Origin of the sequence: Flavonifractor sp. DFI.6.63, from assembly GCF_024462255.1 — a bacterium.
GTDB classification, from domain to species: Bacteria; Bacillota; Clostridia; order Oscillospirales; family Oscillospiraceae; genus Lawsonibacter_A; species Lawsonibacter_A hominis.
Genome location: NZ_JANGBE010000031.1, coordinates 37,917 through 47,655, shown reverse-complemented (window position 1 = coordinate 47,655; position 9,739 = coordinate 37,917). Strand labels below are relative to the sequence as shown.

10 protein-coding genes are annotated in these 9,739 nt (G+C 62.4%); 2 read left to right on the top strand and 8 right to left on the bottom strand.

The window, feature by feature from the left end; translation table 11 throughout:
• Positions 1–794 precede the first annotated feature (794 nt).
• The 6 genes from cysK to nifS form a co-directional block, all read right to left on the bottom strand.
• Positions 795–1,703 carry a cysteine synthase A gene (gene cysK / locus NE547_RS14275; RefSeq protein WP_256176231.1) on the bottom strand — a complete coding sequence of 303 codons (909 nt, stop codon included), beginning with the start codon at positions 1,701–1,703 and terminating at the stop codon, positions 795–797.
• 76 nt (positions 1,704–1,779) lie between these two features.
• Positions 1,780–2,667 carry a MetQ/NlpA family ABC transporter substrate-binding protein gene (locus NE547_RS14270; RefSeq protein ID WP_256176230.1) on the bottom strand — a complete coding sequence of 296 codons (888 nt, stop codon included), beginning with the start codon at positions 2,665–2,667 and terminating at the stop codon, positions 1,780–1,782.
• Between the two features lie 474 nt (positions 2,668–3,141).
• On the bottom strand, positions 3,142–3,897 hold the full coding sequence (locus NE547_RS14265; protein ID WP_186908111.1) for a methionine ABC transporter permease: 756 nt from the start codon (positions 3,895–3,897) through the stop codon (positions 3,142–3,144).
• On the bottom strand, positions 3,890–4,897 hold the full coding sequence (locus tag NE547_RS14260) for a methionine ABC transporter ATP-binding protein (protein ID WP_256176229.1): 1,008 nt from the start codon (positions 4,895–4,897) through the stop codon (positions 3,890–3,892). The genes NE547_RS14265 and NE547_RS14260 overlap by 8 nt, the downstream gene beginning before the upstream one ends.
• Positions 4,898–5,068: 171 nt before the next feature.
• Positions 5,069–5,509, bottom strand: coding sequence for a Fe-S cluster assembly scaffold protein NifU (gene nifU, locus NE547_RS14255; RefSeq protein WP_186908109.1), 441 nt, complete (start codon positions 5,507–5,509; stop codon positions 5,069–5,071).
• Between the two features lie 27 nt (positions 5,510–5,536).
• Positions 5,537–6,724 (bottom strand): cysteine desulfurase NifS, encoded by a 1,188-nt coding sequence (gene nifS, locus NE547_RS14250; RefSeq protein ID WP_186908108.1) that lies wholly within the window; start codon positions 6,722–6,724, stop codon positions 5,537–5,539.
• A gap of 217 nt (positions 6,725–6,941) precedes the next feature.
• On the opposite strand from nifS, the gene NE547_RS14245 reads away from it, so the two are divergent.
• Positions 6,942–8,054: an AI-2E family transporter gene (locus NE547_RS14245; RefSeq protein WP_256176228.1), complete on the top strand. Its 1,113-nt coding sequence runs from the start codon at positions 6,942–6,944 to the stop codon at positions 8,052–8,054.
• A gap of 59 nt (positions 8,055–8,113) precedes the next feature.
• On the opposite strand, the gene NE547_RS14240 is transcribed toward NE547_RS14245, so the two are convergent.
• Positions 8,114–8,635 (bottom strand): spore maturation protein, encoded by a 522-nt coding sequence (locus tag NE547_RS14240; protein WP_186908106.1) that lies wholly within the window; start codon positions 8,633–8,635, stop codon positions 8,114–8,116.
• A 2-nt stretch (positions 8,636–8,637) separates the two neighbouring features.
• A complete protein-coding gene (locus NE547_RS14235; RefSeq protein ID WP_186908105.1) occupies positions 8,638–9,216 on the bottom strand; it encodes a spore maturation protein A in 579 nt (192 codons plus the stop codon).
• Positions 9,217–9,465: 249 nt separating this feature from the next.
• Here NE547_RS14235 and NE547_RS14230 point away from each other — a divergent pair, with 249 nt between their 5' ends.
• Positions 9,466–9,708: an AbrB/MazE/SpoVT family DNA-binding domain-containing protein gene (locus tag NE547_RS14230; RefSeq protein ID WP_186908104.1), complete on the top strand. Its 243-nt coding sequence runs from the start codon at positions 9,466–9,468 to the stop codon at positions 9,706–9,708.
• Positions 9,709–9,739 lie beyond the last annotated feature (31 nt).

Sequence of the window (9,739 nt, the reverse complement as noted above, 5' to 3'; positions counted from 1 at the left end):
CCTGGCCAGATCCTGATTGAAGTCCTCCCGTAAAAAGCTGTCCTCCGGCTCCCACTGGTGGAGCCCGTAATGGGGTGTATACTGTGCCATTCGGCATCCCTCCTTCACCCCTGCCCGGTCCGGGCGGAAAAGAGGGACGTTATTATTCAATTATTTCCAAAAATGAGGCTGCCGCTATGCCCCGGGATATTCAAAGGGCCCGCGTCTTCCGGAAGGAAAACGCGGGCCCTTCGTTTGTATTTCGAAACATGCCTGCGGCATGCTGCTGCTTGTCTGTCCCCACAGCCGGGGGACAGTGATAAGGCCGCCGGTACTCCCGAGTGCGCCTGGGATGGCATTTCTCCGCCTGCGCCCTCCCCGGCCGTTCCTTATTTGTTGTGCTCTTGGCTGTAACATTAAGATACCACACAACCGCAGTCAGATTTTGGACCTTTTTTGAATCTCCTGTGAACGTTTTGTAAAAACCGCTGCTGTTCCAAAAATTTTGTCCGATTTTCATTGGTTTTGCACAAATCCTCCGCCGATCCGCCAGTTTCCCGCACATCATGCACAAAATGGTGCGTTCTCCTTTTGCAAGGTTGCACAATTCCGGCATGCTTACCGTCTGGTTCCTGAAAACCGCCCGGTTAGCTACTTACACATTTGTATGTATTGCACAACGCGCGTGCTTTGCGTAAACTGGAACTGTCCCAAAATTCCCGGGTACCCTTCGCCAAAAGGGCCCTCCGCCTGACCGGCGGAGGGCCCTTTTGGCGCGCTGTCCCGCCCGGCGCGGCGTGCCGCGCGGGCGTCCTTCAGCTTTGAAACAGGCCGGTGGAGAGATACCGCTCTCCGGTATCCGGCAGAATGGCTACGATGCGTTTGTGCGCAAGCTCGCTTCGCTGTGAGAGCACACGCGCGGCGTGAGCGGCCGCTCCGGACGAGATGCCCGCCAGGATGCCCTCCCCGGTCAGCGCCCGCATCGCGGCGCAGGCGGCCTGTGTGGGCACCGGGAGCACCTCGTCCACCACGCTCCGGTCCAGTACGTCGGGAACAAAGTTCGCCCCGATCCCCTGAATCCCGTGGGCCCCTGCCGTTCCGCCGGAGAGGACGGGGGATTCGGCGGGCTCCACCGCCACCACCCGGATCTGCGGATTCTGCTCCTTCAGGTAGCGCCCCGCTCCCGTGACGGTCCCACCGGACCCTACCCCGGCCACCAGCACGTCCACGCTTCCCTCCGTGTCCCGCCAGATCTCCGGTCCGGTGGTCTCATAGTGGGCCCGGGCATTGGCCGGATTCCGGAACTGATCGGGCATCCAGGCCCCCGGCATCTGCGCCAGCAGCGCGAGCGCCTTGTCGATGGCCGCGGACATGCCGCCCTCTCCCGGCGTGAGCACCAGTTCTGCCCCCAGGGCGGAGAGCAGGCCCCGCCGTTCGGCGCTCATGCTCTCCGGCATGGTCAGGATCACGCGATAGCCCCGGATCGCCCCGATATAGGCCAGCGCCACGCCGGTGTTGCCGCTGGTGGGTTCCACGATGATGCCGCCGGGCTTCAGCAGCCCCCGCTCCTCCGCGTCCCGGATCATATAGTACCCCGCCCGGTCCTTGGCGGAGGAGAGCGGATTAAAGCTCTCCAGCTTGACCAGGACCCCGGGGGCAAAATGTTTCAGCTCCAGCAAAGGCGTGTTTCCAATCAATGCGGTCAGATCCTGCGCAACGTTCACGGCGTCATCCTCCTTTCCCGTCTGAACGGACCGGCAGGCCCGTCCCAGTGTGCCGGGCAGGCCTGCCGGTTCCCTTTTAGAATACGGCGACCACGGCGCCGTCGTAGGTCTCATCAATGAAATCCTTGACCTGCCGGCTCTGGAGGGCCTCCACCAGGGCCTGGATGGCGGGCTCGTTCTCCCGGCCCTCCTTGACGGTGAGCACATTGGCGTAGGCGGTGCCCGCCTCGCCGTCGGCAGCCTCAACGGCCAGGGCGTCGGACACCTTCAGCCCGGCGTCGATGGCGTAGTTGCCGTTGATGACGGCCATATCCACGTCCGCCAGACGCACAGGCAGCTGGCTGGCCTCCAGCTCCACGATGTCCAGGTTCTTGGGGTTCTCGGCGATATCCGCCTTGGTGGCGGTAAGGCCGGCGCCCTCCTTGAGGGTGATCAGCCCCTCCTGCTGCAGCAGGAGCAGGGCACGGGCCTCATTGGTGGTATCGTTGGGCACGGCGATCTGGGCGCCGTCCGCCAGCGCGTCCAGGCTGTCGGTCTTTCCGGCATACAGGCCGAAGGGCTCGTAGTGGATGGCGGCGGCGCTGACCAGGTGGGTGCCGTTGCTGGCGTTGAACTCGTCCATGTAGGTGATATGCTGGAAGTAGTTGGCGTCCAGGTCGCCGTTCTCCACCGCGGTGTTGGGCTGAATGTAGTCGTTGAAGACCGTGATCTCCAGGGTGATGCCCTGCTCGGCCAGCAGCTGCTTGACCACCTCCAGGATCTCGGCGTGGGGCGCGGGCGTGGCTCCTACCTTAAGAACGGTACCTTCCAGGCTGCCGGTCTCGGGCGTGCCGGTCTCAGGCGCGGCCGTCTCAGGGCCGGTGGTCTCAGGGGCGGGGGAAGCGGCGGTGCCGCTGTTGCCGCAGCCGGCCAGCAGGCCGAACGCCAGCACGCCGGTGAGGAGCAGAGAGACAAATTTTTTCATGTTGCATTCTCCTTTTTCAAAAAATGTTATACCACGGAAGCGGCAGGGCCATCGCCGGCCGGGGACAATCTCCGATAAAAAAACGCCCTCGATGCCATGCATCAAGGACGAGAGCATTCCGCTTCGTGGTACCACCTTGCTTCGCCCACACCTCGCGGCGGGGGCCTTTGCGCGTACGGGACGGACCGATACGCCTGCGCTATGACGGGCGCCCCCGTCGCAGCCTAATGCGTCATGCACTCGGTGCGCGGCTCCAAGACCATGTTCCCCGCGCCCTTCCGTGCCCGTTCCCACCTGTCCGGGCTCTCTGCGACGTATCTGCGCGCGTACTCTTCTTTTCATTGCCTTTGTCGGCGATATTCCATTGTCTCCGGGTTGCACTTAGTTTAACCTGACAAAGCCCATCTGTCAACCGGGCATTTTTCACAAAAACAGGGGCGGACAGAATCCGCTTTCTGCCCGCCCCGCCGATTTTTACTGGAGACCGGCCTTTTCCGCTTTGCGTTTCCGGGCGGCCTTCCTCCGGGCCTTGTCGCCCACGCGGCGGTCCAGGCGCACGGCCGCGCGGGTCCCGGCGGACTGGAAAATCTGCACCAGGATAACCAGCACCACCACAGACACCCAGAGGATGATCTTCATCTGGCGCTGATAGCCCAGGTTCAGCGCCATGGAGCCCAAACCGCCGCCGCCGATGGCGCCCGCCATGGCGCCGTAGCTGAGGATGGTGATAAAGGCGGTGGTGAAGCCGGAGATCAGAGAAGGACGGGATTCCGGCAGCATGACCTTCCAGATGATCTGGAAGGGAGAGCAGCCCATGGACTGGGCCGCTTCGATGACGCCCTTGTCCACCTCGCGGATGGATGCCTCCACCAGCCGGGCCACGAAGGGAAACGCCGCCACGATCAGGGGGATGATGGTGGCCACGGTCCCAATACTGGTACCGATGATGAGCCGGGACAGCGGGATAACGATTACCATCAGGATCAGGAAGGGTACCGAGCGCAGGATATTGATGACAAAGTTGATCACGGCCATGACGGGCCGGGGCAGGGGCAGCACGCCGCCCTCCTCTCCCGCCACCGCCAGCACGCCCAGGGGCAGGCCGATGACATAGGCGAACAGCGTGGCGACCACGGTGACATAAAGCGTCTCCCAGACGGCGAAGAGCAGGCCGTTCTTGGACAGCTCCAGCAGCCGCAGGATCTCCGGATTGTTCAGCAGCTCAGGCATGGTAGTTTTCCACCTCCTCCACCGTCACGTCCCGTTGGGCGCTGAGGTAGGCCATGGCGCGTCCGGCCTCGTCCGCGTCGTCGGGCAGGCCCAGCAGGATATACCCATAGGCCCGGCCATCCACATTGCGGGTCTCCGCCCCCAGGATATTGGCCTTGACGCCGCAGTCGATGGCAAGGCAGGCGATGAGGGGCTGATAGGCCGTGCCGCCGTTGAAGACCAGCCGCACGATGTGGCTGCCCGGCAGCTGACGGGTGACCTGCACCCCCTCCGGGTAGACCAGCCTGCGCCCCGCCTCGGTCTTGGGGTTTGCGAAGACCTCCTCTACCGTTCCGGTCTCCACCATATGGCCGTGATCCAGGATCGCCACATGGGTGCAGATCTCCTCCACAACCGTCATCTCATGGGTGATAACGATGACGGTGATGCCCAGGCGCTTGTTGATGTCCTGGATCAGCCGCAGGATGGAGCGGGTGGTGGTGGGGTCCAGCGCGCTGGTGGCCTCGTCGCACAAAAGCACCTTGGGATCGGAGGCCAGGGCCCGGGCGATGGCGATGCGCTGCTTCTGGCCGCCGGAGAGCTGGGCCGGATAGGCATCGGCCTTGTCGGGCAGCCCCACGATCTCCAGCAGCTCCAGGGCCCTGCGTTTGGCCTGGGCCGTGCCGGCTCCGGCGATCTCCAGGGGGAAGCAGATATTTTTCAGGCAGGTGCGCTGCATCAGCAGATTAAACTGCTGGAAGATCATGCTGATACAGCGGCGCTTCTGCCGCAGCTGTCCGGCGCTGAGGGCGGTCATATCCGCCCCGTCGATGATCACCTGCCCGGCGCTGGGCCGTTCCAGCAGGTTGATGCACCGCACCAGCGTGGACTTGCCCGCGCCGGACATACCCACCACGCCGAAAATGTCTCCGTCCGAAATGGTCAGGTTGATGTCCTCCAAGGCGGTAAACGTTCCGTCCGCCGTGGGGAAGGTCTTTGACACATGCTTCAGTTCAATCACGGACCCGTACTCCTCTTAACGACAAAATTCCGTTCCAACGCCCCGTTTTCTCCAAAAGCGGGGATATTTCCGTATCACGTATAGGCTATTCTATGCCAACCACGCCCCCCTGTCAAGCCAAAAAGCCCCGGAACCAGCCGGGTTCCGGGGCTTGGGACGGTGCGCCGTTTCTCAGCGGCAGGCGCAGCAGCTGTGCTCGTCGCCGTCGCAGGGGAGCTTCAGCTCCTCGGGTACCGCATTCCCCTGCCGGCGGTAATAGTCGGCCAAGGCGGCCTTGATGGCCTCCTCCGCCAGAACGGAACAGTGCATCTTATAGCCGGGCAGCCCGTCCAGCGCCTCCGCCACGGCGGCGTTGGTCAGTCCCATGGCCTCGTCGATGGTCTTTCCGCGGATCATCTCCGTGGCCATGGAGGAGGTGGCGATGGCGGAGCCGCAGCCGAAGGTCTTGAACTTTACGTCGGTGATCACGCCCTTATCGTCGATCTTGAGGTACATTTTCATAATATCGCCGCACTTGGGGTTGCCGACCTGGCCCACCCCGTCGGCATCCGCAATCTCACCCACATTCCTTGGATGCTCAAAATGGTCCATGACCTTATCAGAATACAGCATGGAATATCTCCTTTCAATATTACGGCATTACAGTTCCCAGGTGGGCTTCCCCGCCGCTTTGTCCCACACAGGGGACATCTCCCGCAGATACTGGACCACCCGGGGCACTTCCTGCAGCAGATACGCTACGTCCTCCTCGGTGTTCTCCGCTCCCAAAGTAAGGCGCAGGGAGCCGTGGGCGATCGCATGGGGCAGGCCGATGGCCAGCAGCACGTGGGACGGGTCCAGGGAGGCCGAGGAACAGGCGGAGCCGGAAGAGGCGCAGATCCCTCGGGCGTCCAGCAGCAGCAGCAGGGCCTCGCCCTCCACGCCCTCGAAGACGAAGGACGCGGTTCCCGGCAGACGGTTGACCGGATCGCCCGTCAGGCGGGAATAGGGGATACGCCCCAGTCCGGCGGCGAGCTTATCCCGCAGGGCGGACAGACGGGCGGACTCGGCGGCCAGACCATCCGTCGCCTCCCGCAGCGCGGCGGCCAGGCCCACAGCCCCGGCCACATTCTCGGTGCCCGCCCGGCGGCCTTTCTCCTGACCGCCGCCGAACATCAGCGGCGGCAGGCGCACCCCCTTGCGGACATAGAGCGCCCCCATCCCCCGGGGGCCCCGGAACTTGTGCCCGGACAGAGACAGCAGATCCACCTTCCATGCCTGAACATCCACCGGGATATGGCCCACAGCCTGTACCGCATCGGTGTGGAAGAGTACGCCCGCTTCCCGGGCGATCGCCCCGATCTCCGCGATTGGCTCGATGGTGCCGATCTCGTTGTTGGCGGTCATAATGGAGATGAGGATCGTATCCGGGCGGAGGGCCGCCTTCACGGCGGCGGGGTCCACCCGTCCCTGGCCGTCCACCGGCAGATAGGTGACCTCAAAGCCCTGCTTCTCCAGATACCGGGCGGTATGGAGGATCGCGTGGTGCTCGATGGCGGAGGTAATGATGTGCCTCCCCTTGTCCTTCTTCTGCTCAGCCACGCCCCGCAGCGCCCAGTTGTCGGACTCGCTGCCGCAGGAGGTGAAATAAATCTCCTCCGGTTGGGCGTTCAGGCAGGCGGCCACCTGGGCCCGGGCCGCCTCCAGGTCGGATTTGGCCTGCTGGGCAAACGAATAGAGACTGGAGGGGTTTCCATAGCTCTGGTTAAAATAAGGGAGCATGGCCTTCAGGGCCGTATCGGACAGGGCCGTGGTGGCCGCATGGTCGGCATAAACAATTCGCGACATGGCGATGTCTCCTTTCCTGGATCGTCTTGCTTAAAATACATAATTCCTATATGTTTACTATGATTATACGAGTCTTATCGCGTTTTGTCAAGCAAATTTTAGAAATTGCCGCCAACCATTAATCTTTCCTTAAAAATCCGTTCCTTCGATTGACGGCACCGGCCTGCCGATGCTATAGTGTGCTCAGGCGTTTCAAGAATTATATTAAGGAGGAGCCATGGATAGAAAGCTCTTCAAAAGCATTCTGCTGATCATCACCTATGCGGTGGTGCTGGTCATGGCGCTGGCCCGTCTGGACGTGGTGAGCGGCGGCCTCTGGCGCCTGCTGGGACTGTTCAAGCCTCTTTTCATCGGCTTTGGCATTGCTTTTGTGCTCAACCGGCCCTGTCACTTTTTCTGCCGCCTGTATGGCCGCGGCCTCGGCAGGACCCGGGCGTCCGGATGGGCGCGCCCCCTGGCGGTGGTCACCTCCTATCTGGTGCTGGTGATCGTCATCAGCGCCATCTTCTCTTTCGTGGTGCCCAAGCTGGCACAGAGCATCCAGATCTTCGTGGGCAGCTTGAGCGGGTACCTCAACAATCTGCAAACCTGGACCAACGAGCTTTTGGCCTACCTCAAGCTGGACACCCTGGACCTGTCCAGTCTGAAGGCCCCCCTCCAGAACCTGTTCGACCAGGTGCTGGCCTTCCTCTCCGACCTGGGCCCCCACCTGCTGGAGTTTACCAGCGGACTGGTGTCCATGGTAGTCACCGGAGTGCTGGCTCTGGTGTTCTCGATCTACATGCTCTCCGGCAAGGAACGCCTGCTCTCCCAGTGCCGCCGGCTGCTCCGGGCCTACGTCCCTCCAAAATTTGCCGACCCAATCCTGGACGTGGTACACCTCACAGGGGATACCTTCACCCACTTCGTCACCGGCCAGCTTATCGAGGCCTGCATTCTGGGCGGATTGTGCTCCATCGGCATGCTCTTCATTCAGCCGGACTATGCCCCTCTCATCGGGGTCATCATCGGCTCCTCCGCGCTCATCCCCGTGGCCGGGGCCTACATCGGGGCGATTCTTTCCGCTCTGCTGCTGTTGATGGTCTCCCCGCTCAAGGCGGTCACCTTCCTGATCTTCCTGGTGATCCTCCAGCAGATCGAAGGCAATGTGATCTATCCCAAGGTGGTGGGCACCTCCATCGGCCTGCCGGGCATTTGGGTACTGGCCGCCGTCACAGTCGGCGGCGGGCTGATGGGTCTGGTAGGCGTCCTGCTCAGCGTCCCCATTGCGTCGGTCCTCTATACCCTGCTCCGGCGGGATGTACACCGGCGCCTGGACCGGGCCTCCTGATCTGCCCTGCACATCCAAACAGCCTGACGGCGCCTCGGTCCCTGACCGAAGCGCCGTTTTTAATGGAAGATCACACGCACGGCCCAGGCGGCGGCCATGAAGCCTGCCAGGTCGGCGCAAAGGGCGGCAGGGACGGCATAACGGGTCTTTACGATCCCCGCCGCGCCGAAATAGACCGCGATGGTATAAAACGTAGTCTCCGTGGAGCCCAGCATCACCGCCGCCGTGCGCCCGATCTGCGAGTCCGGCCCATAGGTGGAGATCAGCTCCGCTCCGACGCCCAGCGCCGCGCTGCCGCTGACCGGCCGCACCAGCATCAGCGCCACCGTCTCCGGCGGGATGCCCAGCCGGGTGAGCACCGGCGCAAGGGCCTGGGCCGCCAGCTCCAGCGCGCCGGATGCGCGCAGCATATACACCGCCGTCAGCAGCCCCACCAGCGGCGGCACGATCTTGATGAGCACTCCCAGGCCCTCGCCGGCCCCCTGGACGACCGCGTCGTACACGTCCACCCGCCGCGCCATTCCATACAGGGCCACGGCGGCGATGATCAGGGGCACCAGCATGGTAAAAAACAGTTCCATCCCTACTTCCTCCACAGCCTTGCAAACACCTTCGCCGCCAGGATGCCCACGCACACTGAGATGGCCGAGGCCAGCCAGACGGCGGGCAGGATGTCAAACGGCGCGGCACTTCCGGCAGCCAGGCGGACGCTGGCCACGGTGGTGGGGATGAGCTGGATGGAGGCGGTGTTGCACACCACCAGCATGCATAACGGATCGGAGGCCACCCCCGGCGTCTTCCGGCTCATCTGCCGGGCGGCCTGGATCCCCAGCGGCGTAGCGGCGTTGCCCAACCCCAGCAGGTTGGCGGAAACATTGGCCGAGATACTGTCCATGACGTCCCGATCCCGCGCAAATTCCGGGTAGAGCCGCCGCAGGATGGGCCGCAGCAGCCGGGACAGGCCGTCGGACAGGCCGGAGCGGCGCATCACCTCCATAACGCCCATCCACAGGCAGAGGATACCGGCCATGGACAGGCACAGCTCCACGGCGGCCGCCGCGCCTTCCATTGCCGCCGCCGCAACGGCCGGTCCGTTTCCCGTGGCCAGGCCGCACAGAACGGCCGCTACCACCATCCCCGTCCAGATCACCGCCATCGCCATCGCCACACGCCTCCTTTTCCCTCCCCCTATCTATATGGCCCGTCCCACGGTTCCATTCCTGTTTTTCCAACTTTGCCCTTTTGCAGAGCGCGCCTCCTTATTTTCCATTTTTAGATAGAAACATACATATATAGTCAAAATTTTTCCAAATTTGAATTGACATTGAAATACCATGTGTTATAATGAAATATATCAGCTTCTTCTTGACGGGAAGCTAGGGCAGTTCATGGGGAAAGGAAGTAGTAATCTATGAAATCCACCGGTATTGTGCGGAAGGTCGATGAACTTGGGCGCATCGTTCTTCCGATCGAACTGAGGCGCACCCTGGATATTGCGGAGAAGGACTCTCTTGAAATCTATGTGGACGGTACCTCCATCGTCTTGAAGAAGTACCAGCCCGCTTGCATTTTCTGTGACGACGCAAAGGGTGTCATCAATTTTAAGGGCAAGAACGTCTGCCCCAACTGCATCAAGGAACTTCAGGCGAAGTAAGCCCTTTTACCGGGACGCCGCGCCCCCTGCC

Coding starts and splice junctions, on each gene's coding strand:
- NE547_RS14270 (WP_256176230.1), bottom strand. CDS start 2,667: ATGAAAAAATTTGTCTCTCTGCTCCTCACCGGCGTGCTGGCGTTCGGC.
- NE547_RS14265 (WP_186908111.1), bottom strand. CDS start 3,897: ATGCCTGAGCTGCTGAACAATCCGGAGATCCTGCGGCTGCTGGAGCTG.
- nifU (WP_186908109.1), bottom strand. CDS start 5,509: ATGCTGTATTCTGATAAGGTCATGGACCATTTTGAGCATCCAAGGAAT.
- nifS (WP_186908108.1), bottom strand. CDS start 6,724: ATGTCGCGAATTGTTTATGCCGACCATGCGGCCACCACGGCCCTGTCC.
- NE547_RS14245 (WP_256176228.1), top strand. CDS start 6,942: ATGGATAGAAAGCTCTTCAAAAGCATTCTGCTGATCATCACCTATGCG.
- NE547_RS14240 (WP_186908106.1), bottom strand. CDS start 8,635: ATGGAACTGTTTTTTACCATGCTGGTGCCCCTGATCATCGCCGCCGTG.
- NE547_RS14235 (WP_186908105.1), bottom strand. CDS start 9,216: ATGGCGATGGCGGTGATCTGGACGGGGATGGTGGTAGCGGCCGTTCTG.
- NE547_RS14230 (WP_186908104.1), top strand. CDS start 9,466: ATGAAATCCACCGGTATTGTGCGGAAGGTCGATGAACTTGGGCGCATC.